Below are 24,749 nucleotides of genomic sequence, written 5' to 3'. Positions count from 1 at the left end.
CGCGATCCCAGTCGGCCAGCTCCGCCAGCCGGTTGTCGGCGATCACATAGGCCCGTTTCTCGGCCTCGCTCAGGTGGTCGAGCCGGATCGTCGGCACGCTCGCCATCCCCAGCCGCTTCGCGGCCTCCAGACGGCCATGCCCGGCGACGACGACGCCCTGCGCGTCGATCAGGATCGGGTTCACGAAACCGAAGCTGCGGATCGAGCCGGCGATCTTCTCGATCTGCTTGTCCGAATGCCGGCGCGCGTTGTTGGCGTAGGGCGCGAGCGTCCCCACGGGGCGCTCCTCCATGGCCAGCGTAGGCGCCAGGCGGCGAGGATCGATCGGGTCCGTCTCAGGGTGACGGCGAGCAGCACTGTTGCGAGCCATGACGGCCTCCAAGGTTGGCCGCCGAGGCGGCCGGAAGCTCCTCATGGGACGCGAGCGCACGCATGCCCTCGTCCCACGGACCGGAGGGTCCATGAGGAGCGGGGCGTTCTGTGCTGCTCTGTGCGGATCGCGCGTGCTGCTCGTGAAGGCGGGTGGTTTCAGCGAGATGGGAGAGCATCCTCCGCGCTAAAGAGGCGAACCGGATCTTTCTGTTGCACCCGGGTGCACTGCAGGCGGATCACGTCTCGGAGGCGCTCGCGCCATCGAAGGATGGAAGCCGTAGACCTGAGAAGGGCGCCGGAATGCTCGGCCACCTGGGCGGCGGGGATTGTCCTTCCCGGGCGGTGGCAAATCCCGCCACGGCGAGGTCCTCGGATCGGTTGGACGATCCGCAGGCGGGAGGATGTTCGGCGTGGAACGCTACGGGCGGGTTCGGTTCGCGGTTTTTCGAGATTGCCGGAGCCGGTGGGAAGCGGCGCGGCGGTTTTGACACGTAAACCGGATGGTGGCCCGAAGCGCGATGCGATTGGCCCTGAACCGCACCGGGTCTGCCGGAGGCTGATGTACTTTAGCTACGCGGCGACATCATGCGTTTCCAGCGCGTCGTAGAATGCGGCTTCGGCTTCAGCGCCCGGCACGTTGCCTTTGGGCTCCAGCAGGCGACGATTGTTGAACCAGTCGACCCATTCGAGGGTGGCGAACTCCACGGCCTCGGAGCTGCGCCACGGCCCGCGCCGGTGGATGACCTCCGCCTTGAAGAGGCCGTTGATCGTCTCAGCCAGGGCGTTGTCGTAGCTGTCGCCGACGGCGAGGCGGGACCGTGGCCCCGGTGGGGCCGCGCAAGCCCGCCGAGCGACCGAAGGCTCGATGCCCGCCTCCGCCAGGCGCTCGGTGTAGCGAATGGACAGATATTGGGCGGTCTCAACCGGTCGTCGCAACATCCTGCTGATGGAGGTTGCGATGACGACGAGGAAGAGGCGCTCGGACAAATCAGGGCGCGCGAAGCTATGCTCACCCGGCCGGCCCGATGCGGCGCGGCGCGAAGCGTTGGCGGCGTTCTGGGCAGCCATCGCAACAGGCGTCTCCACTGAGGCCGCGGCGGCGGCAGCGGGCGTTTCGTCCGCAGTCGGCGCCCGATGGTTCCGGAGGGCCGGCGGCATGGCGCCGACGCATCTGGCGGTTTCGGCGCCGCCGCCGACAGGTCGATTTCTGTCCTTCGCCGAGCGTGAGGAGATCGCGCTTGGACGCGCCATGGGCCTGGGCGTGCGCGACATCGCCAGGCGGCTGGGCCGGGCGCCTTCGACGATCTCGCGGGAGATCCGGCGCAATGCCGCGACCCGGAGCGGCGGCCTGGAATACAGGGCGAGCACGGCGCAATGGCATGCCGACCGCTCTGCTCGACGGCCCAAGGCCGCGAAGCTGTCGACGAACGTGGCTCTGCGCACCTATGTCGAAGATCGCCTCGCCGGCAGGATCTCGGCGCCGGGCGGACCCGCACTCGACGGGCCGACGACATCATGGAAGGGGCGTCGCCATGGCCGACGCCAGCCGAGGAGATGGGCGCGGGCATGGAGCCCGGAGCAGATCTCGCACAGGCTGCGCCACGACTTTCCCGAGGATCCGTCGATGCGCATCTCGCACGAGGCCATCTACCAGACGCTCTACGTTCAGTCCCGCGGGGGCCTGCGTCGCGAGCTCACGGCGTGCCTGCGGACGGGCCGGGCTCTGCGCGTTCCGCGGTCGCGGCTGGCCGGCCGCGGCAAATCCTTCGTCACCTCCGAGATCATGATCAGCGAGCGGCCGGCGGAGGCGGAGGATCGCGCCGTCCCCGGCCATTGGGAGGGCGACCTGATCATCGGCCTTCGCCGGTCGGCGATCGGGACGCTGGTCGAGCGCACGACGCTTCACGCTACTGCTGCACCTGCCGCCGATGGAGGGACACGGCGAGAAGCCGCGCACGAAGACCGGGCCGGCGACCGCCGGTCATGGCGCGGAGGCGGTCCGAGACGCCATCGCGCGCGCCATCGGCACGCTTCCGAAGCAGCTCCGCCGGTCGCTGGCCTGGGATCAGGGCGCGGAGATGGCGCGGCACGCCGAGTTGAAGATCCTGGCTGGCCTGCCGATCTACTTCTGCGATCCTCACAGCCCATGGCAGCGCGGCACGAATGAAAACACCAACGGCCTGCTGCGCCAGTACTTCCCGAAGGGCACGGACCTCTCCGCTCATGGGCCGGAGGAACTCGAGGCGGTCGCTGCCGCGCTCAACTCGAGGCCGCGCGCCTCACTGGGATGGCGGACGCCGGCGGAGGTGCTGGACGAGGTGCTGAGGCGGGGCGAAACTGCTGGTGTTGCGACGACCGGTTGAGACCGCCTTGCGATCCCCTGTCCGAGTGGTGAACCAGCCGCGCGCCAGGTCGTCTCTGGTGGACGGCCTGCTCCAGAGCGTCCAGCACGAAGCCCGCGTGCGCCGTGCGGCTGACGCGCCATCCCACGATCCGCCGGGCGAAGGCGTCCACGACGAAGGCGACATGGACGAAGCCCTGCCAGGTGGCGACATAGGCGAAGTCGCTGACCCACAGCATGTTCGGGGCCGGAACCCGGAACTGGCGGTTCACACGGTCCAGCGGGCATGGCGCGGCCTTGTCCGGGACCGTGGTCCTGAGCGGCTTCCCCCGGATCACCCCCTGAAGCCCAAGGTCCGTCATCAGACGCGCCACGGTGCAGCGGGCGACGTCGAAGCCTTCGCGCCTCAGCTGCCGCCAGACCTTGCGCACGCCGTAGACCCGGAAGGTCTCCTCGAAGACGCGCCGGATCTCCGGGCGCAGGGCATCGTCCCGCCGCGCCCGATCGGACCTGCGGGACGGCTCCGCCCGCTTGGCCAGATGATCGTAGTGGGTGGAAGGGGCGATCGGCAGCATCCGACAGGTCGGCTCGACCCCATGCTCCACCCGATAATCGTCGATGAAGGCGATCATGTCTTCGACCGGCGGTCGAGCTCCGCCTGCGCGAAATAGGCGCTGGCTTCGCGCAGAATCTCGTTGGCCTGGCGCAGCTCGCGGTTCTCCCGCTCCAGCGCCTTCATCTTCTCGGCCACCTCGGCCGGGACGCCTGAGCGGCGGCCGCCGTCGATCTTCGCCCGCTTGACCCATTCGTTCAGCGTCTGCGCCACGCAGCCGATCTTCGGGGCGATCGCCACGATCGCGGCCCAGCGGGAGCCGCGCTCCGCTTCGCTGTCCAGAACCAAGCGAACCGCTCGATCGCGAACCTCAGGGGAGAACCTGTTCGTCGTCTTGCTCATGGGGCTCCATCCTACTCAGGAAGTGAAGCCTCCGGCAGACCCGGCGCGGTTCAGTCCGGGGGATCCGGGCGCGACGCCCACGGCCCAGCAGCCGCTGGCATCTGGACGAGGTCTTCGTCCGAATTCAAGGTCGGTTCAACTCCGAGATCGAAGCTTGCGATTGCTGTATCGCCGCTCGGATGGCGTGCGTGGTCGTGGCGCTCCCGTGACGTACCTGGCCCATAGAGTCTCCTTCCATTCGGGGGAAAGGATCGCACCATCAAAACCTGGGACCAAACACCTAGCTAAAGATGAAGTCGTTCGCCTTGATCTCGTCCGGTTCGACGCCCTTCAGGATCACCTTGCCGCCGTCATAGACGACATGCACGTCGTCGCCCTTCTCGCGGATCTTGAGTTCCCGGAAGCCATCCACGCCTCGGACGAATTTGATCTTGTCGCGGCCGCCGAAGTCGGTGATCACGTTCCGGTCGCCATCCCCGGGCTTGAAGCGGAACGCGTCGGCCCCCTTGCCGCCGGTCGTCCGGTCGTTGCCCTTGCCGCCGACGAGCACGTCGTTTCCGCCGCCACCGAACAGGTGGTCTCGTCCCCCGCCGCCCACTAGAAGGTCGCGTCCGCCTCCGCCCAAGAGCCGGTCGTTGCCGCCTCCGCCGAAAAGGCTGTCATTGCCGCTGCCGCCGAAGAGGCGATCCGCGCCGCCCTGCCCGTAGAACAGGTCGTCGCCCTGGTCGCCGTAGAGACGGTCGCGGCCGCCGCCGCCGAACGCCGCATCGTCGCCGCGACCGCCGCGCAGGACATCCTTGCCGCCCAGGCCCACCAAGATGTCGTCGCCGCCCTGGCCGCGTAGTTCGCCGCCCGCACGGCGGGCCACCAGCACATCCGCCCCGCCGTCGCCGACGTAGACGCCGCCTCTGGGGTCGAGGATCCCCGCATGGGCCTCGCCCCACGTCGAGGCTATTCCGCGATCGAGATAGCTGAACGCGACGCGCCCGTCCTGGAGCAGCTCCAGGCGAGGCGCGTGCATGTCATAGCTTGCCCCCTTTGCCAGGGTCATGCGCGTTCCGACCGCGTCCCCGTCCTCGTCGAAGCGCTGGAGCAGGACGCGCTGCTTGTTGTTGGAGAGCCACGTCACCAGGAAGCCCCCGTCCTTGAGCGCCACCGCGTCGAGCGCATCGGAGCCGTCCGGGCGCTCCGGGCCGGGCCACTCGCCGCCGGTTGCGCCGACGACGGCGTCGTTCTTCGCCCGCGTCCCGTCGGGGCGGTAGACGTCCATCAGGACGCGGCAGTCCGGCTCGTTGAGGCCCCGGAAGATGTGGACCGAGGCCCAGCCGCCGCCGGCGAGACCGACGACCTGCGTGCCGGAGTCGTTGCCCGTCCTCGTCATGTCCCAGGTCAGCGCCGAGACCTCGCCGTCGGAGGTGATCCGCACATGGGCGGGGGCGGACCGATTGAGGTCGTGGGAGTTGGCCATGCCGCCGACGATCCACCCCCCGCCTGCAAGCGGCGCCACGTCCGTGGGCGTGAAGATGGCGTCGAGCACGTCGGCCATCAGCGAAACCTCGATGTGCAGCGAGGGATCCGACACGTCATAGATGTCGGCATGCGTGTTCCTGTGGACGACGCCGCGACTGGTGAACTGCCACCACGACGCCATCAGCGTGCGCCCGTCTTCACCCAGCGCTGCGACGCCTTCGGCTTCCGACGAGGCGGCTTTGGGTATCAGAGGGGTGCCTCCGCCCGTGGCCCGATAGTTGATGTTGTCAGGGTCATTGCGCACCGAATAGCCATCCGGCCCCAGGATGGCGAGCTGCGCCTGGATGGAGCGGTGGAGTGGTAGCTGCTCCACTCCTGGACGAGTCCGAAGCCGCTGTCGGCGAGGCCGAACAACTCCACATCGCGGATGTTGACGCTGCCCGAAAGCCCGTCCAGCCAGGACTCCAACCGGCCGAAGACGTCATAGACGTCGATGACCGTCTCAGAATTGCCGTCCTCGTTTCTCCAGATGTAGGCGACGGCGGTTCCTCCATCCGGCAACGCGGCGATGGAGGGGCTGTAGACGCGTCCGTAGCCGCCCGGCGTGGGCAATGCTCGCTTCCAATACGCTATGGGCATGTATTCGCTTCACTCTCCGGCTCTCGCGCACACGTAAGAGGTAGCTGATCGCAATCACAATCGGCTTCAGAGCGCCCTCGCAGCTGCGGTCGGGCGCGGTGGGCGACCGTTGCCATCATGCAACTCTGCGGGATGCGACGCCGCCACGGCGCCTCGCGCCTGGATCGCGCGCGCCCGGCGTAGACGCCGGAAGCCTGATCCGGCCCCAAGTGCCAGAGTCACACCACCAACCATCTTCCAGTGCGCCCATGGCAATTGACACGTAAACCCGATGGTCGCCCGGAGCGCGATGCGATAGGCTCGAGCATGCGTCGCATCTCGTACGCCCGCCACCGTTTCCCGCCGGCCATCATCCAGCACGCCGTCTGGTGCCGTCACTTGGCATTGTCACGTAGATGACCAGGCGCCCGCGAGCCGCACAGGGCCCGCCCTGAGGCGGTGGCGATCTCGCGCCAGGTCGCGAAGGCCTCCGCCCGGAGCGACTTCATCGTTCGGCGGGCGATCAGGTGGCGCTGGATGTCGAAGTGGTTGTAGGCGGCGGCGTGGGTCGACAAGAAACGCTGGGCTGAACCAGGCGATCCGACCCCGCGCCTTTGGCGCTCCCGCTTGCGGGTGGGTTGATGCGAAACCTCGGCCCGGTTGTTCGACTGGCCGCCGATCACGTGGCGCTCCTCCAGGGCGAGATCCCGCAAGGCCGCGCCGTAGGAGCGCAGCCGGTCGGTCACGATCGCGTCAGGTACGAAACCCTGCCGCTTCAGAAGCTTGCGCAGCAGCTTCAGCGCCGCCTTCCGGTCACGTCGCGGCTGAACGATCACCTCGAGCACCTCGCCCTCGTCATCAACGGCGCGCCAGAGATAGTGAAACCGGCCCTGAATTCGGATGAGGGCCTCGTCCAGATGCCAGCGGCTGCTCGGCCGCCTGCGCCCCGCCCGGATCCGCTGCGCGTAGGCGGCGCCGAACTTGAGCGTCCAGCGGCGGACGGTCTCGTAGGAGGCGTCGATGCCACGCTCTGCGAGCAGGTCCTCGACATCGCGATAGCTCAGGGCGAAGCGGAGGTAGAGCCAGACCGCGTGCTGGATGATGGCCGGCGGGAAGCGATGGCGGGCGTAGGAGATGCGGCGCATGCCCGGGGCCTATCGCATCGTGTTTCAGGGCGACAGCCGGTTTACGTGTCTAATTCCGTAGGCGGCATCGATGCCGCGCTCGTCGAGCAGGTCCTCGACATCGCGATAGCTCAGGTCAAACCGGAGATAGAGCGAGGCGGCGTGCTGGATGATAACCGGCGGGAAGCGCTGTAGGGCGTAGGAAAAGGGTCGCATGCCCGGGCATATCGTGCCGCGGCTCGAGCCGCCATCCGGTTTACGTGACAAAGCCCCCATTCTTGCCCGCCTGGGCACCCCAGCGCGAGCGCACCGAGTTGGACCTCGAGTCCGCCGGCGTGACCTCCGTCTTCTGGGCGATCGGCTTCCGGCCGGACTGGTCCTGAATCGAGGCGGACAACTTCGACGTGCGCGGCAAGCCCCGCCACCACCGCGGCGAGACCGCCCGTCGCGGGCTGCATTTCCTGGGTCTCGGCTGGCTGAACACCTGGGGATCCGGCCGCTTCCTGGGCATCGAGGAGGACAGCCGCTGGCTCGCCGGCCGCATCGCCGCTCAGATGGCCGGCGCGCCGAGCCTCGCGGACTGAGCCGGAAGCGATCCCGAGGGGCGCGGCGGTCATGCTGGAAATCGGCAAACGCCGCCCGTCTCTTGCAATCCTCCGCGCCGCCGATCCGGCAGGTTGGCCCCAGTCCTCCGGGGCGAGGATCGGACCAGCGGGAGCCGGGGCATGCCGGAAGAATACGGATCGCAACCGCGACGCGGCCGGAGGCGAGGGTGAGCGCCCCCGCGGAGCGGTGGTCTCGTGCGGCGGACCGGCTCGACGCGTGCCTGCCGCAGGCGAGCTCAGGCGATATCGGCTTCGCCGCGCAGGCGACGCTGGCGATGCTGTCTTCACTGCTCGCCGCCTTCGCGCTTGGGCTAGATCGACCCGACTGGGCGGCGGCGACGGCCTTCCTGATGGTGCAGGACACCGACGGTCAGGCCTTCTGGCGCGGGCTGACCCGGATCGGAGGGACGCTGGCGGGGATGGGCGCGGGGCTCGGTTTCCTCGCCTGCTTCGCGCAGGACGGCGCAGCGATGACGCTGGCGCTGGCGGCCTGGGGCGGCGCCTGCGCCTTTCTCGCCCGCGATCACGCGGTGCCCGACGCCTACGCCTGCGCGGTGGCCGCCTTGACCGCCGCGCTGGTGGTGCTGGGCGCCGTCGCGCGTCCGGACGCTCCGGCGATCCACATCGCTCTCGCGCGCGGGGCCGAGACCACCGTCGGGGTGCTCGCCAGCCTCGTGGTCGGATCGGCGCTGTTCCCGCGCCCTTCGGGCCCGGTGACGGCCGGACTGGCCGCGGCCGTGCGCGCCGACCTGACGGCCCATGCCCGGACGGTCCTCGCCCCTCTCCCGGCGGAGGGCGCCCCCGCCCTCGCCGGCGCGCCGTCCGCCGTTTTCGGTCCCGCCGAGCGCCGCCAGGCCGCTCAACGCCTGGCGGCGCTGGATATCGAGATCGAGGCGCTCGGACCTGAGGGCGCGGTCGGCCTGGGGCGGGCGCGAGCGGCGCGGGCCCTCTCGTCGCAGCTCGTGCTCGCCTTCGTCGAGTTCGACGCGCTGGCGCATCGTCTCCGCCGCTGCGGTCCCGACGGGCGGCTGAAGGAGCAGATCCGGCACGCCTGGCGAGAGGCGGAGGTGGGGCTCGCCGCCGGCGATCCGCGAGCGGCCGCGAGCCGGCTGGAGGACGTGGCCCGCAGCGTCTTCCCACTTGACGACCGGACCGACGTCCCAGGAGCGCAGGGCGGCGCCGCGCTGGCGCGGTGGCGGGCGCGGCGGGCGCTGCTGCGGCTGGCCGGCGTCCTGCGGGCGGAGGCCGGGGCGCTTGACCCCCGGGCCGCGCCCCTCTCGCCGACCGACGCGGCCGAGACCCGGCGCGCGCTGGCGCGGCGGGACCGGGGGCTCGCAGCCGTTCACGGGCTCCGGGTGGCGTTGGCCTATCTGCTGGCGCTGCTGGCCTGGCGCTGGTCGGGATGGGAGTCGGGCGGCCTCGCCGCCGCGCTGGCGGGCGGCATGACGACGATCGTCTCCATCGTGCTGCCGCGGGCGGCTCATGCGGGCGCGGGCCTACAGGTCGCCCTCGGCGTGTTGGCCGCCGCCGCGCCGCTCGCCGCGTTGCAGGCGGTCGCGCCGGGGTTGGAGGGAGCGGTCCCCTTCGCCCTCGTCTGCGCCCCGTTCCTGTTCGCCTTCAGCCTCATCGGCGCGCCGCGCGTCCGACGATTGACCGGCGTCGGCGCGATCTTCCTATTCAGTTTCGGCCTGGAGCCGGGGAACACAGGCTTCGCGCCGCCGCTCCAGCTCGCCAATACGGTTCTGGTGCTGCTGGCCGCCGCAGCGATCCAGCATCTCGCCCTGACCCTGGTGCTGCCCGAGACGCCGGAGCGCTCGCGCCGCCTGCTCGACCGGGGCATGCGCCGCCTGCTGGCCGAGGCCGCCCGCCGGCCGCCGCGGCGCCCGGCCGAGTTCGCAGCCACCGCCTTCGATCTGCTGGGCGACCATGCCGGGGCGCTCGACTTCGCCGACCCGGCCGATCGCCGGCGTCTGGCCCGCGTGTCGGCGGCGATCGTGCTGGGGGCCGAGCTGGTCGAGCTGAACCGCTATGCCATGGGGCCCGAGGCGTCCCAGCCGCTCGTCGCTCGTCTCGCTGATCTGCGCGCGACGCTCGCGGCGCTCGCCCTGCGGCCGTCACTTAACGCTGCGCCGCAGGATCTGCTGAGGGCCGATGCCGCCGTCGCGGCGCTGCGCAACCTTCAGGCGCAGGCGCCCGCGCCGGCGACGCGGGAGGCGCTGATGATCGCGCTGCATCTGCGCGAGACCCTGGCCGAGGACCGACTGTCCGAGCCCCCGCCCGCCAATCCAGATAAGGAGCCTGCCCGATGAAACACGAGCTCGCGTTTCAGGGGCTGCTCGCGCCCTCGCTGCTGCTGTGCATGGCGACGGGACTGATCCTTTGGACGCTGGTCGACCGGGCGCTGAGCGGGGCCGACCTGTGGCGCTGGTTCTGGCGCCCGCCGCTGGCCCGGCTGGCGCTGCTGGCCGCCCTGGTCGCCGCGGTCGCGCTGCTCGCGCCGGATTTCTGAGGGGACAACTATGCTCTATATCCGACTCGCGCTGACCTCGGCGTTGATCGCGCTGGCGACTGTGGGGGTCGCTCAGGTCTGGCAGGCCTGGTTCCAGGACGCCTGGACCCGGGACGGGCGGATCCAGGCCGACGTGATCTCTCTCGCCGCCGAGACCGCGGGCCGCGTGACCGCGGTGCACGCGGTCGAGAACCGCGCGGTCGTCGCCGGCGAGCTGCTGGTCGAAATCGATTCCCGCTCCTACCGCCTGGCCGTGGCGCGGGCCGAGGCCGCGCTGGCCGCGGCCCGCGCCGCCGCCGCGCGGACGCGGGTGGATGCGGAGCGCTTCGACCGCCTCGCCGCCCAGGGCTCCGCCGCCGTCAGCGCCGCGGACCGCGAACGGGCCGATGCGGCCCTCGCCACGGCGGAGGCCGAGGCGAGCGGCGCCGCGACGGCGCTGGAGGAGGCGCGGCTGGCGCTGGAACGGACCCAGGTGCGGGCCCCCGCGGACGGCACGGTGACCAACCTGCGCCTGCGCCCCGGCGACTACGCCAGTCCCGGCGCGACGTTGCTGGCGATGGTGGAGACCGGCACCTTCCGGGTGCAGGCCTACTTCCTGGAGACGAAGCTGCCGGGCATACGCCCCGGCGCGGCCGCGCGCATCCGGCTGATGAGCGGCGGCCCGGTCCTGACCGGCCACGTGCAGGGCCTGGCGCCGGCGATCGCGGACCTGGCCAATCCGGACGCTCCCTCGGGGCTGGCGGCGCCCGCGGCGAGCTTCGAATGGGTGCGTCTCGCCCGCCGAACCCCGGTGCGCATCGCGCTGGATCCGCTGCCTCCGGGGGTTGTGCTGGTGGCGGGAATGACCGCCTCTGTAACGGTGGAGGCGGCGCGGCCGTAGGGCGCGAGGACCGCGCCGTTCGCCTTCGCGATCTCAGCTGCGGCGGGCGTCCCGGACCGGCCGCTCGCGCGCCTGTCGCCGCCAGGCGCCGGGAGTGGTTCCCAGACGGCTGCGGAACAGGCGGGTCAGGTGCGCCTGGTCGGCGAGCCCGCACTGCGCGGCGATCCGGCCCAGCGGCTCGTCCGTCCCGGCGATAAGCCGGCAGGCATGGTCGAGCCGCCGGGCCAGGACCCAGGCATGGGGCGCGACGCCGAAGCTCTCCTTGAAGGCGCGGGCGAACTGGCTGGCCCCGAGCGACGCTTCCGCCGCCAGGCGTTCGACGGGCAGCGGCCCGTCGATGCCGGCCTCGACAAGCCGGCGAACGCGCCGCTCCTGCCATGGGGCGAGGCCGCCGCGCACGGCGCCGAAGCGCGCCGTTTCGTCGAGCAGTCGGTCCAGGCGGCCCAGCTCCTCGCGCGCACGGCGCGGATCATGCAGGAGGGCGGCGCGGATGCCGTCGAGCAGCGCGAAGGCCAGCGCCGGGGCCGCGGGCAGGTCGGGGGGTGAGGCGGCGTCGAAGGCCATCGGGTCGCTCCGTTCCGGAAAGGCTGAACATGCCCCAAGGCTAGGGGCGCCCTCGCCCGCGCGGCCATCGCACGCACGGCTGGGCAGGCCGCACCAAGGTCTCGCCGACCCCACCCCCGGGTATGAGCCGGACCGCAGGCGTCCGGCGGCGGGATTCGCCCGTCCGTCGGCGGCACGTTCAAGACGAGCCGGACGAAAGGCGTCACATCGAGGGCGTTCGACCTCGCCCAGCCTCGCGGCCCAGGCCGCCAACGGGAGCTATCGCATGTCCGCACTCGCCTCCGCCCTCTCCGCCCCGGTCTCTCCCGACGCCCGCGCCCTCGACGCCGGCCACGCCGACGCCCTGCTCGACGAGGCCCTGGCGGCCTCCTTCCCCGCCTCCGACCCGCCGGCGATCTTCGTGCCGAGCGACGCCCCCGCGCCGCCGAGCCAGGTGCGTGAGCGCCCCGCCGTCCGTCCCCTGGACGCGGCGCTGGCCGGACTGCTTGCGGACCTGACGGCGCTCTGGTTCCGGACCAAGGGCTTTCACTGGCATGTCTCGGGCCCCTCGTTCCGTGAGCTGCACCTGCTGTTCGACGCGCAGGCGGACCAGATCCTCGCTGCCGTTGATCCCGTCGCCGAACGCCTTCGGAAGCGCAATGCGAGGGCGCTGAGCGGGCTCGAGGAGGTCGCGACCCTCAGCCCCTTGGCGGGGGAGACGGACGCGGGCCTTGCCGCCGCCGAGATGGTCCGCCGCCTGCTGGATGACCACCGCGCGCTGCTCGCCCGGCTCGCCGCGGTCCGGCGCGCCGCCGAGGCGGAGGGCGACGAGGCGACGGCCTCGAAGGTGGACGACTGGACCGACGAGGCGGAGGAGCGCGCCTGGTTTCTCCGCGCCACCCTCGCCGAGGGCTGACGCGCCGGGCGGGGTTCACCTGCCGGGAGGATCGGCCCGCGCCGGGCCCCAGCTCAGCCGCACGCCGCGCGCCAGCTCAGCCGCACGCCGCGCCCCCGCCTCCGTGGCGGCGGCGCACGGCGCCGCGGCGGCGTCCTCGGCCGCGGGCAGCCGCACCACGAACCGCGCTCCGCCCTGCGGCGAAACCCCGGCGGCGATGTCGCCGCCGGCCGACTGGGCGAGGGTCCGGCAGATGCGCAGCCCGAGGCCCATGCCGCCCTGCTTGGTGGTGACGAAGGTCTCGAACAGACGCTCGCGCAGCTCGGGCGCGATGCCGGGGCCGTCGTCCTCGACGGCGATCTCGAGCATGCCGTCGCCGGCGGCAGCGACCCTGGCCACGATCCGACCGCCCACCCCGCTCGCGTGGATCGCCTCGGCTGCGTTGACGATCAGGTTGACGAACACCTGCTGAAGCTCGATCCGGTCGCCCAGGACCTTCGGCGCGTCGAGCGTGCAGACCGTCTCCAGCGCGGCCCCCCGAACCTCGAGGTCGCGGGCGAGCAGACGCGCGGTTTCGTCGAGGAGCGCGCCGAGGTCGATCGCCTCCGGCTCCCGCAGTTCCTTGCCGAGCTGGTCGCGGGTGCGCCGCACGATGCCCGCGACGCGCGCGGCGTTGGCCTCCAGACGATCGACGACGCGCAGCGCCTCCGCGACCGCCGGCGGGGTGCGCCCCAGCCAGCGGCGCACGGTCTGCACGTCCACCGTCATGCCCAGGATCGGCTGGTTGAGCTCGTGAGCGATCGAGGCCGACAGGGCGCCCAGCGTCACCGCGCGGTTGGCGCGGGCCAGCTCGTCCTGCGCCTCCAGCACCCGGGCCTGGGCGGCCTGCTGCTCGGTCAGGTCGAAGAAGGTGGTGATGGTGCGCACGCCGTCCGGCATCAGGTTCGCGCCGAACAACGTCGGCACGCGCGTCCCGTCGCGGGCCAGAAGCGTGCTGTCGCCCTTGAAATGGGTGCGCCTCTCGAAGAAGGCGCGCAGCTGGCGCTCGAACACGCGCCGCGGCTCGGCCGAGTTGTCGCGAGTGGGCTTCGCGACCAGCTCCGCCAGATCCTCGTATCCCAGCATCCGGGCGACCGCCTCGTTGACGCTGACCGTGCGGACGCCCGCGATGCAGCGGTCCACCAGCTCGGGATGCGCTCCGGCCCAGGCGTCGTAGTCGCGCCAGCCGTCGGCCATGGCAGCCTCGACGATCCGCACGGGTTCGGTCCAGTCCAGCTCGACATGCGCCACGTTGAGATCCTCGAGCAGGGCGCCGTAGCGGCCCTCGGCCAGCGAGAGCGCCGCCTCGCGGTCCCGGACCAGCGTCTCCAGCTCGGCGTTCAGACGCGAGATCTCCTCGCGCGCCTCGGTCTCGGCGTGCACGTCCATCGCCGCGCCGTGCCAGCCGATCAGCTCGCCGGTGTCGGGATCGCGCTCGGGATGCCGGTCGAAGGCCATCCAGCGCCAGACGCCGTCGCGCCGCCGGACCCGCAGCATCAGCCGGGGCAGATCCTCGTCCGGGCGGCGCGAGGCGAGGCGGGCGCGCAGCCGCGCGAGGTCCTGGGGATGCAGCACCTCGGACCAGGTCTGATCGGCGACGGCGCGGGCCGGATCGCGCCCGGTGAAGGTCTCGAACCAGCCGTTGATCCAGACCACGCGGTCCTGCGCGTCGGTGCGGAACAGGAACTGCGGCACGGTGTCGGTAAAGCGCCGCAGCGCGGCCTCGGCCTCCTCCACCGCGCAACGGGCCGCGTTCAGGCGCTGGCGCTGCAGCAGCAGCGCCGCCGTCAGGCCCAGCGCCAGCAGCGCGAACATAAGGCGCAGGGTGCTGGACGCGTCGGGGTCCGGCAGGTGGGTCAGCAGGAAGGACAGCATCGCAAGGCCGGCGCAGGCAGCGGTCCAGCCCAGCACCGCCCGCTCCCCTCGCCCGACCGAGCCCAGCGTCGGTGCCAGCACGTAGAGAACCGACACCGCCGCGTGGATCGGCAGCAGCGCGTCGACCGCGAACACCGCGCCCGCCACGACCGCGGCCGCCGTCGTTCCCGCGACGCGCACGCTTTCACTCGTCCACCCGCCCCGCACCGTCCGCTCCCTCGAATTGTCGCGCGATGCTAACAGGCAGAATGGCGTCCCGGAACTGACGAATTCCCGTCGATTCCGGTCATTGGCGCGAACGGACGAGCCGGGCGTCGAGCGCCAGCGCCGCCAGCTCGGCCGCCGCGGCGATGAGACCGATCGCCCACAGGGCCTGCGCCCCCAGCGCCGCCGCTCCGAGGGCGCTGCCGAGCGAGAAGCCGAAGTACATCGTCGAGGTGTTGAGGGCGAGCGCGACCGGCGCCTGCCCGGCCGGGCCTGCGGCCACCAGCCGGGCCATCTGGGCGGGAAAGAAGGACCAGACCGCGAAGCCCCACAACGCGATGGCGCCCAGCGCCAGCGGCGTCGCCTGCGGCTGCGGCGTCTCAGCCGCGGCGGCGAGCGCGAGATACGCCACCGCAAGCGCCGCGAGGGACGCGCGGGCCACGCGGTTCGAGCCGTGACGATCGTTCAGGGCGCCGCCGCACAGCACGCCGGCGGCCGCGAAAGCGCCCCACATCGAGACAGTCCAGCCGATCGCCGCAGCCTCGAAGCCAAGCGCGCGGCTCAGCCAGGCAGCGATGTAGGGGTAGGTCTCGTAGGCGCCGATCGACCACATCAGGGTGATGGCCAGCAGCCGGCGCACCGGAGCCTGGCGCGCCACCCCGAGCCGCTCGGCCAGCCCCGCCGCCGGCAGCCCGCGTCCACCCTCGGCGCGGATGCCCGCGAAGATGCCGCCGAAGGCCGCCGCCCCCAGCACGGCGACGCCCAGGAAGGTCGCGCGCCAGCCGAAGGCATGGCCCACCGCGGCGCCCAGCGGCAGACCCAGCGCGATGGCGAGCGTCATGCCGCCACTGACGATCCCCAGCGCCCGCCCGCGTCGCGCGGGCCCAGCCAGCGCCCCCGCCAGCGCGTTCGCCGCGGGGACATAGAGGCCCGCGCACACGGCCATGGCGATCCTCGCCCCCATCAGGCCCCAGAAGCCCGGGCCGAGCGCGGCGGCGAGGTTCGCCGCCGTGAACACCCCCATCGCCAAGAGCAGGACCGTGCGCCGGTTCAGCGCCCCAGTCAGGGCCGTCGACAGGGGCGAGGACAGCGCCAGCGCCAGGGTGAACGCCACGACCAGCGAGGCCGTCGCCGGCACGCTCAGCCCGAAGTCCTCGGCCATGGTCGGGAGCAGAGGCGCGATCATGAAGCCCTCGGCGCCAATGGCGAAGGTTCCCAGCGCCAGGATCGCTGCGGGGGCGAGCCTGCCCGGCCCCGCCCCACCGCCCTCGTCCGGCGCCTCGGGCCCGCGCGGTCCCGGGCGCGAGGTCGCGACACGGGCCAGCTCGGGCCCCGCGCGACGCGGATCGCCGGCGGCGAGGGGACCGGCGGCGACGCGGCGGAACGGATGGATCGACATGGCCCTGAGGCTCCTGCGAGGGAAGAGAAAAGGCCGGGCGCGGCGAGGGACAGGGCCGCGCCCGGCGCCGGACGCGGAGGCAGGCCGCGCCCGGGGACGGCGGGACCGGGGAGGTGGGCCCCGCCGAAGCGTCTCGGCCGTCTCGACCGCTCAGGGCCGCTCGACCGCTACGGCGATGCCCATGCCGCCGCCGATGCACAGGGTGACCAGCCCGCGGCGCTGGCCGGCGCGCGCCATGCCATGGATCAGCCGCGTCAGAAGGATCGCGCCGGTCGCGCCGATCGGGTGGCCGTGGGCGATGGCGCCCCCTTCGACGTTCACCACGTCCTCGGGCAGACCGAGCTCGTCGCAGACCGCGAGCGGGACGGCGGCGAAGGCCTCGTTTATCTCGACTCGCTCGAGGTCCGAGAGGCGCCAGCCTGCGCGCTCGAGCGCGATGCGTACCGCGGGGATCGGACCGAGTCCGAAGAGCCCGGGTTCGACCGCCGCGACGCCCCAGGAGATGAGCCGCGCGGCGGGCGCGAGGCCCTCGGCCTCAGCCCAGGCCCGGTCCGCGACGATCATCGCAGCGGCGCCGGCGCTCAGGCCCGGCGCGTTTCCCGCGGTCAGCGTGCCGCCGGCGCGGAAGGCGGGCTTCAGGGCGGCCAGCCCCTCGGCCGTGGTCTCGGGCCGCGGGGACTCGTCGACTGCGAACAGGGTCGTGCCGTAGCGCGCCTTGATGGGCGTGCCCACGATCTCGGGCGCGAACAGGAACGCGTCGCGGGCGGCGGCGAAGCGCTTCTGCGAGCGCAGGGCCCACGCGTCCTGCCGCTCGCGGCTCAGGCCCTGGCGCGCGACAAGGTCCTCGGTATGCCAGCCGGAGTGCTCGCCCGAGAAGGCGTCGGAAAGGCCGTCGCGCAGCATCGCGTCCTGGATCTCGGCCGGGCCCATGCGATAGCCGAACCGCCCGCGGTCGAGCAGGTAGGGCGCGCGGTCCATCGCCTCGAACCCGCCGGCCACCGCGACGCGGTGCTGGCCCGACAGGATCTCCTGCGCCGCGGTGACGATCGCCTGCGCGCCGGACCCGCAGACCCGGTTCACGGTCATCGCGGGTACCGACACCGGCAGCCCGCCGGCGCGCGCCGCCTGCCGGGCTGGGTTCATGCCTTGCCCCGCCTGGATCACCGAACCGAGGATCGCGCCCCCGACCTTCTCGGGCGCCAGGCGGGCGCGGCGCAGGGTCTCGGCAATGACGAGGCCGCCCAGTTCGACGGCGGAGGTGTCCTTCAGGGCGCCGCCGAACTTGCCGATGGCGGTGCGCACGGGGTGGGCGAGAATGATCTCGGGTCGGGTCATGATCCGCACCTCAGGCCAGGAAACGGTCGATCTGGAACGCGAAGTCCTCGATCTCCTGAAACAGGAAGCCGTGGCCGGCGTCCGGATAGAGGATCAGCTTCGCGTGCGGCGCCTCCTGCGAGAGCACGTAGGAGCGATAGGCCGGCAGCATCACGTCATGGGCGCCGTTGGCGACCAGCGCCGGCTGAACCAGGTTCGGGAGCCGGTCGCGCACGCCCCCCCAGGCGGCGATGGCCTTCATCTGCGCGAGCGCCGAAGCGGCGGAGGTCAGCGGGCCCCGGCCGGCCTGCCCCGAGATCCGGCGCAGCGAGGCGCGGCCCTTCGCGACCGCGGTCTCGGTCTCCGGGTGAAACAGGAACAGGAAGTCCGCCTCGTCATTCGCGCCGCGGGTCATGACCTCGCGCACCTTGGGGTGCGGCTGAGGGCCGTCCGGGACGCCGCCGGGGCTGGACCCCGCCACGATCAGCCGCCGGACGTGGTCGGGGAAGTCCAGCGCCAGCTGCTGGGCGACGATGCCGCCCAGCGACCAGCCGAGCACGTCGACCTGCGGCAGGCCGAGCCGGTCGACGAGCTCGGCCGCGAGCGCGGCCATGCCCTCGACCGTCTCCGGGACCTCGCCGCCGGACCGCCCGATCCCGGCGCTGTCGAAGCGGATCACTCTGCGCCGGGCGGCGAGAGCCTGGACGAACGCCGGATCCCAGTCGTCCAGGGTTCCGCGGAACCGCTGCAGCAGCAGAAGCGCAGGAGCTGGGGGAATGCGGTCGCCGGGACCGTCCTCGCGCCAGGCGAGGCGTCCGCGGGAGGAGTCCAACCACCGGATCGGGTCGGGTTGCGTCATCTCGGGATCTCCTGTTCCGCCAGGGGAGGCCGGCAGATGACAGGAAGCTGGACCGGATGCGGCTGGAAACCTACATATACGACGGTTCAGGACAAGCCGCCTGCGGTCGGGGCCGCGTCGCGATACGGGGCCCGACCGGACCTGTCACGCGACCTCGGCGTCGTCGTCGCCGTTCAGGAGGCGCAGGCTGCGACGCAGGCTCTGCGGGGGCTGACCGTAGGCCCGCAGGAAGGCGCGGCGCATTCGATCGCGGTCGGCAAACCCGGCCTCTCGCGCCACCTCGTCCATCGAGAGGCGGCCCTCCTCCAGCAGGGACCAGGCGGTTTCCAGCCGCAGGCGCTCCACCGCTTTGGCGGGCGACTGGCCGGTTTCCTCGCGGAACAGGCGGCTGAACTGGCGCGGGCTGAGGCTCGCGGCCTGCGCCAGCTCGTCGACGGTCAACGGGTTCTTCAGGTGCTCGCGCGCATGGATCAAGGCCCGGCGGATGCGGTCCGACCGCGGCTCGAGCTCCAGCAGAGTGGAGAACTGGGACTGGCCGCCAGGACGGCGGTGGTAAATCACGAGCCGTCGCGCCACCGAGCGGGCGACCTCCGCCCCCAGGTCGTCCTCGACAAGCGCCAGCGTCATATCGATGCCCGCCGTCATCCCGGCCGAGGTCCAGATCGGCCCGTCGGCGATGAATATCCGATCCTCGTTCACCCGGATGCCGGGGTGCATCTGCTGCAGCCTGCGGGCGTGCGCCCAATGGGTCGTGGCCGCGCGCCCGTCCAGGAGCCCCGCCTCGGCCAGCGCAAAGGCGCCCGTGCACACGCCCGCTACGCGCCGCGACTCGGACCCAGCCCGGGCGATCCAGTCGCGCGCTGCGGGCGACAATCCCTTGGGGCGAACCTCGCCGATGACGAGCAGCGTGTCGGGGTGCTCCGCCATCGCCTCGGTCTCGACCCGCGGGCCGAGGGAAGAGCGCGCCGGGCGTCCGTCCTCCGCGACGACCGCCACGCGGTAGACCTCGCGCCCCAGCTGGATATTGGCGAACTCGAACGGGGCCAGGGCTGCGAGGCCCATCAATTGGAACCCGTCCTTCAGGAACAGCGAGATCCGTCGCATCGTATGGTCCGGCTCCGATCTTGGACGCGAGCGGGCAGGCGCCCTCGGCGCCGGCGTCTGGATCGAGGCGGCCGCAGGCATGGCTGATATATACGCTTGTATGAGATCTCAGACAAGCGCCCGAGGGACTATCCTGCATCGGCGTCGGCGGACCGGCCGGCGCGAGACGCAAACCCACAGGAGCGATCCCATGACCTTCCCCTCCGGTTCGGTGCTGATCACCGGCGCCTCCTCGGGCATCGGCGCCGTCTATGCGGACCGCCTCGCCGCCCGCGGCCACGACCTGATCCTGGTCGCGCGCAACGAGCTGAAGCTGACCGCCCAGGCCGAGGCCCTGCGCGACCGTCATGGCGTCCAGGTCCGCGTCGCGCCGGCCGACCTGTCCACGGCCAAGGGCGTCGCCGAAATCGAGGCGCTGCTGATCCGGCAACCCGGGGTGGTGGGCTTGATCAACAACGCCGGCATCGGCGCCGTGGGCAAGCTGCTCGACAGCGATCCTGACGAGATGGAGCGCATGGTGACCCTGAACGCCGCCGCGCCCATGCGCCTGGCCCTGGCCGCGGCGCGGGCCTTCTCGGCTCATCGGCGCGGGGCGATCGTGAACATCTCCTCGATCGTCGCGATCGGGCCCGAGATCCTGAACGGCGTCTACGGGGGGACCAAGGCCTTCATGCTCGCCTTCTCGCGCTCGCTGGCGGCGGAGCTCGCCGATGCCGGCGTGCAGGTGCAGTGCGTGCTCCCCGGCGCCACCGGCACGGCCTTCTGGCAGATGCCCGGCGCTTCGATCGAGGCGCTGCCGAAGGCCTGGGTGATGACTCCCGAGGACCTGGTGGATGCGGCCCTGACGGGCTTCGACCGCGGCGAGTTCGCCACCCTGCCTTCCCTCGCCGACCCGGCCGAGTGGAATGCGTGGGAGCATGCGCGAGAGGCGATGCTGCCGCATCTGTCCTCCGCCTCGGTCGCCCCGCGCTACCGGGCCGAGGCCCGGGCCGGGGCCGCCGCGCGCGGCTGACCCGCCCGCCCCCTTCCCAACCGCCTCTTCCCGACTGCGTCCCCCGTTCCCGGGGGCCGCCCACGCGGGTCCGCATCGCCGGCGGGACGGACCCGCGCCCCTGACCGAAAGGACATGCCATGCACATGATGGACTGGAACGGCTACCGCGACCAGGTGCTCGCCGGGGTCGGCGAGCTCGGCAAGCTCAGCCCCGACACCACGCGGGGCTACATGACGCTCGGCGGCGCCGGCGCGAAGACCGGCCATCTGGAGGCGAAGACGCGCGAGCTGATCGCGCTCGCCTGCGCCGTGACCCTGCGCTGCGACGGCTGCATCACGGTGCATTCCGAGGCCGCCCGCAAGCTGGGCGCGACCCCCGAGGAGGTCGCCGAGGCGCTGGGCGTCGCCGTGTCGCTGAACGCGGGCGCGGCGCTGGTCTATTCGACCCGCACGCTCGACGCCTTCGCCGCGGCGGGCGACGCCGGACCAAACGAGCCCTGATTGAGGTCGCGCCCCGCGGGACCGGCTGCGGGGCGCTTTCCGAAGGGCCCCGCGGCGAAGTGTAATGCGCCCTACCGCAGGTCCAGCAGCCGGGCCTTGTGGATCAGGTCCGCCACGGTGCGCGCCTTCAGCTTCCGGAACGCCGAGGAGCGGTGCATCTTCACCGTGATCTCGGCGATCCCCAGCTCCCAGGCGATCTGCTTGTTCAGGAGCCCGCGGTCCACCCCCTGCAGCACCTCGATCTCGCGCGGGGTCAGGGCCTCGGCCAAGCGGCGCAGCTCCCGCATCTGGGCGTCGGCGGCGCGGCGCGCCGCGTCGTCGCGCAGAGCCTCGGCGACGGCGTCCAGCAACTCCTGGTCGCGGAACGGCTTGGGCAGGAAATTCACCGCCCCCAGGCGCATCGCGCGCACCGACATCGGCACGTCGGCATGGCCGGTGATGAAGATGATCGGGGGGGCCGAGCCCTGCGCGCGCAGCCGCGACTGGAAGTCCAGCCCGCTCTCGCCGGGCATGCGAACGTCCAGTACCAGGCACGAGGTCCGCTCGGGCAGCCCCGCGGCGATCAGCTCGCGGGTCGAGGCGAAGCAGGCGACCTCAATCCCCACCGAGCTGAACAGGTCGCCCAGGCTCTCGCGCACCAGCGGGTCGTCGTCGACGATCATCACCAGCGCGTCGGACAGGTCCGTCGCCTCGGCCTCGCCGCCCGGACCGGCCGCGTCCCGCCTGTCGCTCATCGTATGCGCCTTCATCGGGGTCTCCCTCGCCGGGCGGCGCGGAACCGCATCGCCTCGCGTCGAGGGAAAGGCTACCGAGGGCCGCGCCCCCGCGCAAACGATCCGGCGTCATACCGGGGTATGGATTGCCCGGAGCGCGCCGAAACGGGATGGGGGACGAAAGGCCCTTGCGCCGGAGGAACTTGCAGGTGGGTGTCCCGCCGTTGATCTCGATCGTCGATGACGACGACGGCGTACGCCTCGCCCTGCGCGACCTGCTCGCCTCGAACGACTGGAGGGTGGCGGACTTCGCCTCGCCCCAGCTCTTCCTCGCCGATCCGGCGAGCCGGGCGAGCGTCTGCGTGATCTCCGATCTGCAGATGCCGGACATGGACGGGCTGGCCCTGCATCGCGCCCTGCGCGCTCGCGGGACGGCGCCCCCGCTGCTGCTGATCACCGCCTTCGCCTCGCCCCTGGTGCGCACCCGGGCGGCCCGCCAGGGCGTCGCGGCGGTCCTGGAGAAGCCGTTCGATCCCGCGCTGCTGTTCGCCGCGCTCGCCCGCGCGACGGGGCGCGGCTGAGGCGCGATCCGGGCCGGGCGGCCGGCGGGCGAAGGCGGGGCCCCGAACGGGGCGCCCTCCAGTCTGGCGCAGCCTCTACGGCCGTATGATGGCGGCGGGGGGCGCGGCGCTCCTACCCTGGCTGCGTCGGGGCGAACCGCTCCGGCGCTTCCAGCCAGCCCGGAGACCCGCCATGAAGCTCACCGTCAATGGAACCGCCCATGAGGTGGACGTCGAGCCCGAGACGCCCCTGCTGTTCGTGCTGCGCGACACGCTGGGCCTGACCGGGACCAAGTACGGCTGCGGGGTCGCGATGTGCGGCGCCTGCACGGTGCTGGTCGACGGGCAGGCCACGCGGTCCTGCCAGTTCCCGGTCGATGCGGTCGGCGACAGCGAGATCGCCACCATCGAGGCGATCGAGGCCGATCCCGTCGGCGCCAAGGTGGTCGAGGCGTGGGTCGGGATCGAGGTTCCCCAGTGCGGCTACTGCCAGTCGGGCCAGGTGATGGCCGCGACGGCCCTGCTGAAGGAAACCCCGGCGCCGACGGACGAGGACATCGCCGCGGCGATGACCAACCTGTGCCGCTGCGGGACCTACAACGCCGTGGCGGACGCGATCCGCAAGGCCGCCGCCTGAGCCCCCCTCCGAGACCGGGAACCCCTACGATGATCCGCACCCTCCGCCCCTCCGCTTCCGGCCTTTCGCGCCGCGCTTTCCTGGCGACGTCCGGCGCGCTGACGCTGGCCGTCTCGCTGCCGGCCTCGCGGGTCCTCGCGCAGGCCGCCGCCGCCGTGCCCGCGCCGGGAACCCGGGTGACGGCCTTTCTCGAGATCCGGCCCGACGGGACCGTCCGCCTGCTGAGCCCCTTCGTCGAGGGCGGCCAGGGCATCGCCACCGGCATGGCCCAGATCGTGGCCGAGGAGCTGGACGCCGCGCCCTCCCGGTTCGAGGTCGACTGCGCCCCCCCGGGGCCCGACTACCTGTTCATCGGCGGCCTGCGCTTCACCGGCGGCAGCTTCTCGACCCGCACCAGCTATGAGCTGATGCGCCGGGTCGGGGCCGCCGCGCGCGACATGCTGATGCGCACGGCCGCGGCCCGCATGGGCGTGCCGAAGACCGAGCTGACCACGGACGACGGCCGGGTGATCCACACCCTGACCGGCCGGTTTCTGGGCTATGGCGAGCTTGCCGGCGAAGCCATGGCGCTCGACCCCGATCTGGAGGTTCCGCTGCGCGATCCCGCGTCCTTCCGCTGGATCGGCAAGGAGACGCCGCGCCTCGACATGCGGGCCAAGTCGACCGGCACGGCGAAATACGCCATCGACCTGGTCGAGCCGGGGATGCTGTTCGCCGCAGTGGTCCACGCGCCCTTCCTGGGGACGCGGCCCCTGTCGGTGGCCAACGAGGCCGCGGTGAGGGCGATGCCCGGCGTCCACTCGCTGCATCTGCTCGACGGCGCCGTGGCGGTCTGTGCCGACAGCTGGTGGCGCGCGCGCCAGGCGGTCGAGGCGGCCGAGGCGACGTGGTCCGAACCGGAGGCTACGGGCATCGAGAGCGCTTCGGCCGACTTTTCCTCGGCCGGGATGCTGGCGGCGCTCCGCGCCTGGGACGGCGAGACGCTGGAGGCGGAGGCCGTCGGCGACGCCCCCGGGGCGCTCGCCGGCGCAGCGAAGGCTATCGAGGCCGACTACGACGTCCCCTACCTCAACCACGCCCAGCTGGAGCCGCCCTCGGCGCTGGCGAAGTTCGACCCCGACGGCGCCCTGCACCTGTGGCTGCCCAACCAGGCGCCGGAGATGTTCCAGGCCTCCGCCGCCGCCGTCGCGGGGATCGAGCCCTCTCGGGTCCATATCCATTCGCCGATCCTGGGCGGCTTCTTCGGGCGACACTTCGTTTACGGCCCCGGCAACCCCTACCCGCAGGCGATCCAGCTCGCGAAAGCCACGGGCAGGCCGGTGAAGCTGGTCTGGAGCCGGGAGGAGGAGTTCGCCATGGACGCGCTGCGCCCGCTCTCCGCCACCCGGTTCCGCGGCGCCGTCGGCCCCGACGGACTGCCGCTCGCGATCGAGGCGCACACCGTCGGCGAGGGCCCCATGGGGCGCTACTTCGGGGTCGGCCCGGTGGATTCCTCGGCGGTCGAGGGGATCGTCGAGAAGCCCTACGCTATCCCCAACCGGCGCATGGTCTATGGAAAGCTGCCCCACCCGGTGACCATCGCCTTCTGGCGCTCGGTCGGGCACTCGATGAACGACTTCTTCTACGAATCCTTCCTCGACGAACTGGCCGAGGCCGGCGCCCAGGATCCGTTCCAAATGCGCCGGACGCTGCTGGCGAAGGACGCCCGTCGCCTGCGGCTGCTGGACGAGGTCGCGGACCTGTCCGGCGGCTGGAAGCGGGGCCCCTACGAGGTCGAGGGCGAGACGCGCGCCCGCGGCGTCGCCATGGCCTCGCCCTTCGGGTCCGAGACGGCGACCGTCGCCGAGGTCTCGGTCCGGGACGGCGAGGTGAAGGTGCATGACGTCTGGGTCGCCTTCGACCCCGGCTCGGTCGTCAATCCGAAGATCGTGCGCCGGCAGGTGGAGTCGGCCGTCGCGCTGGGGCTTTCCCAGACACTCGTCGAACAGGCGGTCTACGAGGACGGCCGCCGGCGGGACGCCAATTTCGACACCTACGCGATCCTCGACCGCAGCCGGATGCCGCGCGTGCATGTCCGCATCGTGGAAAGCGGCGCGCCGATGGGCGGGGTGGGGGAACCCGGGCTGCCCGGCGTGCCCCCGGCCGTCGCCAACGCCGTGGCCGCCCTGACCGGCCGGCGACCGCGCACCCTGCCGCTCAGCTCCATGACCTTCTCCTGACCGGCCCTGTCCCGAAAGGC

The 24,749-nt window shown here is 72.2% G+C and carries 20 protein-coding genes, 6 pseudogenes and 1 other annotated feature; of the genes and pseudogenes, 12 read left to right on the top strand and 14 right to left on the bottom strand.

All coding sequences use genetic code 11. The annotated features are described in order from the left end of the window. Together AAC134_RS11795 and AAC134_RS11790 are read right to left on the bottom strand one after the other, a co-directional pair. On the bottom strand, positions 1-370 hold a 370-nt coding region (locus tag AAC134_RS11795; RefSeq protein ID WP_339949286.1), incomplete at its 3' end, for a ParB/Srx family N-terminal domain-containing protein. Between the two features lie 572 nt (positions 371-942). Continuing rightward, positions 943-1,287 (bottom strand): annotated as a pseudogene (locus AAC134_RS11790) (integrase core domain-containing protein); the annotation flags it as partial. Between the two features lie 43 nt (positions 1,288-1,330). Here AAC134_RS11790 and AAC134_RS11785 point away from each other — a divergent pair. After that, positions 1,331-2,735 (top strand): annotated as a pseudogene (locus tag AAC134_RS11785) (IS30 family transposase). 7 nt (positions 2,736-2,742) lie between these two features. On the opposite strand, the pseudogene AAC134_RS11780 reads toward AAC134_RS11785, so the two are convergent. Continuing rightward, positions 2,743-3,668, bottom strand: a pseudogene (locus AAC134_RS11780) (IS3 family transposase); the annotation flags it as partial. Further along, positions 3,271-3,387 (bottom strand) — a sequence feature (AL1L pseudoknot). Its footprint overlaps the pseudogene before it by 117 nt. 56 nt (positions 3,669-3,724) lie before the next feature. Here AAC134_RS11780 and AAC134_RS11775 point away from each other — a divergent pair. After that, positions 3,725-3,799 (top strand): annotated as a pseudogene (locus AAC134_RS11775) (IS6 family transposase); the annotation flags it as partial. Here AAC134_RS11775 and AAC134_RS11770 read toward each other — a convergent pair. The 4 genes and pseudogenes from AAC134_RS11770 to AAC134_RS11755 form a co-directional block, all read right to left on the bottom strand. Further along, positions 3,799-3,906, bottom strand: a pseudogene (locus AAC134_RS11770) (IS481 family transposase); the annotation flags it as partial. The pseudogenes AAC134_RS11775 and AAC134_RS11770 sit on opposite strands and share 1 nt — an antisense overlap. Before the next feature lie 42 nt (positions 3,907-3,948). Further along, the gene (locus AAC134_RS11765; RefSeq protein WP_339949285.1) at positions 3,949-5,511 is read right to left on the bottom strand and encodes a hypothetical protein; all 1,563 of its coding nucleotides are present in this window, start codon (positions 5,509-5,511) and stop codon (positions 3,949-3,951) included. 640 nt (positions 5,512-6,151) lie between these two features. Further along, positions 6,152-6,901 (bottom strand): IS6 family transposase, encoded by a 750-nt coding sequence (locus tag AAC134_RS11760; RefSeq protein ID WP_339949284.1) that lies wholly within the window; start codon positions 6,899-6,901, stop codon positions 6,152-6,154. A 57-nt stretch (positions 6,902-6,958) separates the two neighbouring features. Then, positions 6,959-7,096 (bottom strand): annotated as a pseudogene (locus tag AAC134_RS11755) (IS6 family transposase); the annotation flags it as partial. Between the two features lie 188 nt (positions 7,097-7,284). Here AAC134_RS11755 and AAC134_RS11750 point away from each other — a divergent pair. From AAC134_RS11750 to AAC134_RS11735, 4 genes are all read left to right on the top strand, one after another. After that, positions 7,285-7,464 carry a hypothetical protein gene (locus AAC134_RS11750; RefSeq protein WP_339949283.1) on the top strand — a complete coding sequence of 60 codons (180 nt, stop codon included), beginning with the start codon at positions 7,285-7,287 and terminating at the stop codon, positions 7,462-7,464. Between the two features lie 188 nt (positions 7,465-7,652). Then, the gene (locus AAC134_RS11745; RefSeq protein WP_339949282.1) at positions 7,653-9,794 is read left to right on the top strand and encodes an FUSC family protein; all 2,142 of its coding nucleotides are present in this window, start codon (positions 7,653-7,655) and stop codon (positions 9,792-9,794) included. Then, positions 9,791-9,994: a DUF1656 domain-containing protein gene (locus AAC134_RS11740; protein ID WP_339949281.1), complete on the top strand. Its 204-nt coding sequence runs from the start codon at positions 9,791-9,793 to the stop codon at positions 9,992-9,994. Before AAC134_RS11745 ends, AAC134_RS11740 begins: the two co-directional genes overlap by 4 nt. A 10-nt stretch (positions 9,995-10,004) precedes the next feature. After that, positions 10,005-10,874 carry an efflux RND transporter periplasmic adaptor subunit gene (locus AAC134_RS11735; protein ID WP_339949280.1) on the top strand — a complete coding sequence of 290 codons (870 nt, stop codon included), beginning with the start codon at positions 10,005-10,007 and terminating at the stop codon, positions 10,872-10,874. A gap of 33 nt (positions 10,875-10,907) precedes the next feature. On the opposite strand, the gene AAC134_RS11730 is transcribed toward AAC134_RS11735, so the two are convergent. Next, positions 10,908-11,438, bottom strand: a complete 531-nt coding sequence (locus AAC134_RS11730) for an AraC family transcriptional regulator (RefSeq protein ID WP_339949279.1) — start codon at positions 11,436-11,438, stop codon at positions 10,908-10,910. A gap of 265 nt (positions 11,439-11,703) precedes the next feature. Between AAC134_RS11730 and AAC134_RS11725 the strand changes: the two genes are divergently transcribed. Further along, positions 11,704-12,333, top strand: a complete 630-nt coding sequence (locus tag AAC134_RS11725; protein WP_339949278.1) for a DNA starvation/stationary phase protection protein — start codon at positions 11,704-11,706, stop codon at positions 12,331-12,333. A gap of 15 nt (positions 12,334-12,348) precedes the next feature. Here AAC134_RS11725 and AAC134_RS11720 read toward each other — a convergent pair whose 3' ends face one another. The 5 genes from AAC134_RS11720 to AAC134_RS11700 all read right to left on the bottom strand — a co-directional run bounded on the left by AAC134_RS11720 (position 12,349) and on the right by AAC134_RS11700 (position 19,106). Next, on the bottom strand, positions 12,349-14,406 hold the full coding sequence (locus tag AAC134_RS11720; RefSeq protein WP_339949277.1) for an ATP-binding protein: 2,058 nt from the start codon (positions 14,404-14,406) through the stop codon (positions 12,349-12,351). 106 nt (positions 14,407-14,512) lie between these two features. Further along, positions 14,513-15,829, bottom strand: a complete 1,317-nt coding sequence (locus AAC134_RS11715; protein ID WP_339949276.1) for an MFS transporter — start codon at positions 15,827-15,829, stop codon at positions 14,513-14,515. A gap of 150 nt (positions 15,830-15,979) precedes the next feature. Continuing rightward, a complete protein-coding gene (locus AAC134_RS11710) occupies positions 15,980-17,164 on the bottom strand; it encodes a thiolase family protein (RefSeq protein WP_339949275.1) in 1,185 nt (394 codons plus the stop codon). A 10-nt stretch (positions 17,165-17,174) separates the two neighbouring features. Next, a complete protein-coding gene (locus tag AAC134_RS11705; RefSeq protein ID WP_339949274.1) occupies positions 17,175-18,002 on the bottom strand; it encodes an alpha/beta hydrolase in 828 nt (275 codons plus the stop codon). A 144-nt stretch (positions 18,003-18,146) separates the two neighbouring features. Further along, a complete protein-coding gene (locus tag AAC134_RS11700; RefSeq protein WP_339949273.1) occupies positions 18,147-19,106 on the bottom strand; it encodes a GlxA family transcriptional regulator in 960 nt (319 codons plus the stop codon). Positions 19,107-19,296: 190 nt separating this feature from the next. On the opposite strand from AAC134_RS11700, the gene AAC134_RS11695 reads away from it, so the two are divergent. Then, on the top strand, positions 19,297-20,118 hold the full coding sequence (locus AAC134_RS11695) for an SDR family oxidoreductase (RefSeq protein ID WP_339949272.1): 822 nt from the start codon (positions 19,297-19,299) through the stop codon (positions 20,116-20,118). Between the two features lie 119 nt (positions 20,119-20,237). Next, a complete protein-coding gene (locus tag AAC134_RS11690; protein WP_339949271.1) occupies positions 20,238-20,600 on the top strand; it encodes a carboxymuconolactone decarboxylase family protein in 363 nt (120 codons plus the stop codon). 71 nt (positions 20,601-20,671) lie between these two features. On the opposite strand, the gene AAC134_RS11685 is transcribed toward AAC134_RS11690, so the two are convergent. After that, on the bottom strand, positions 20,672-21,349 hold the full coding sequence (locus AAC134_RS11685) for a response regulator (protein WP_339949270.1): 678 nt from the start codon (positions 21,347-21,349) through the stop codon (positions 20,672-20,674). Positions 21,350-21,522: 173 nt separating this feature from the next. Here AAC134_RS11685 and AAC134_RS11680 point away from each other — a divergent pair, with 173 nt between their 5' ends. From AAC134_RS11680 to AAC134_RS11670, 3 genes are all read left to right on the top strand, one after another. Beyond that, positions 21,523-21,894, top strand: coding sequence for a response regulator (locus tag AAC134_RS11680; RefSeq protein ID WP_339949269.1), 372 nt, complete (start codon positions 21,523-21,525; stop codon positions 21,892-21,894). Positions 21,895-22,066: 172 nt separating this feature from the next. Beyond that, a complete protein-coding gene (locus AAC134_RS11675) occupies positions 22,067-22,510 on the top strand; it encodes a (2Fe-2S)-binding protein (RefSeq protein ID WP_339949268.1) in 444 nt (147 codons plus the stop codon). A 29-nt stretch (positions 22,511-22,539) separates the two neighbouring features. Beyond that, positions 22,540-24,729, top strand: coding sequence for a molybdopterin cofactor-binding domain-containing protein (locus AAC134_RS11670; protein WP_339949267.1), 2,190 nt, complete (start codon positions 22,540-22,542; stop codon positions 24,727-24,729). Positions 24,730-24,749: the final 20 nt, after the last annotated feature.

Source organism: uncultured Albimonas sp. (assembly GCF_963977235.1).
Classification (GTDB): domain Bacteria; phylum Pseudomonadota; class Alphaproteobacteria; order Rhodobacterales; family Rhodobacteraceae; genus Albimonas.
The sequence above is the reverse complement of the archived record's forward strand: the minus strand, read 5'-3'. Positions and strand labels throughout refer to the sequence as shown.

Coding starts and splice junctions, on each gene's coding strand:
- AAC134_RS11760 (WP_339949284.1), bottom strand. CDS start 6,901: ATGCGCCGCATCTCCTACGCCCGCCATCGCTTCCCGCCGGCCATCATC.
- AAC134_RS11740 (WP_339949281.1), top strand. CDS start 9,791: ATGAAACACGAGCTCGCGTTTCAGGGGCTGCTCGCGCCCTCGCTGCTG.
- AAC134_RS11735 (WP_339949280.1), top strand. CDS start 10,005: ATGCTCTATATCCGACTCGCGCTGACCTCGGCGTTGATCGCGCTGGCG.
- AAC134_RS11730 (WP_339949279.1), bottom strand. CDS start 11,438: ATGGCCTTCGACGCCGCCTCACCCCCCGACCTGCCCGCGGCCCCGGCG.
- AAC134_RS11725 (WP_339949278.1), top strand. CDS start 11,704: ATGTCCGCACTCGCCTCCGCCCTCTCCGCCCCGGTCTCTCCCGACGCC.
- AAC134_RS11715 (WP_339949276.1), bottom strand. CDS start 15,829: ATGTCGATCCATCCGTTCCGCCGCGTCGCCGCCGGTCCCCTCGCCGCC.
- AAC134_RS11710 (WP_339949275.1), bottom strand. CDS start 17,164: ATGACCCGACCCGAGATCATTCTCGCCCACCCCGTGCGCACCGCCATC.
- AAC134_RS11705 (WP_339949274.1), bottom strand. CDS start 18,002: ATGACGCAACCCGACCCGATCCGGTGGTTGGACTCCTCCCGCGGACGC.
- AAC134_RS11700 (WP_339949273.1), bottom strand. CDS start 19,106: ATGCGACGGATCTCGCTGTTCCTGAAGGACGGGTTCCAATTGATGGGC.
- AAC134_RS11695 (WP_339949272.1), top strand. CDS start 19,297: ATGACCTTCCCCTCCGGTTCGGTGCTGATCACCGGCGCCTCCTCGGGC.
- AAC134_RS11690 (WP_339949271.1), top strand. CDS start 20,238: ATGCACATGATGGACTGGAACGGCTACCGCGACCAGGTGCTCGCCGGG.
- AAC134_RS11685 (WP_339949270.1), bottom strand. CDS start 21,349: ATGAAGGCGCATACGATGAGCGACAGGCGGGACGCGGCCGGTCCGGGC.
- AAC134_RS11675 (WP_339949268.1), top strand. CDS start 22,067: ATGAAGCTCACCGTCAATGGAACCGCCCATGAGGTGGACGTCGAGCCC.
- AAC134_RS11670 (WP_339949267.1), top strand. CDS start 22,540: ATGATCCGCACCCTCCGCCCCTCCGCTTCCGGCCTTTCGCGCCGCGCT.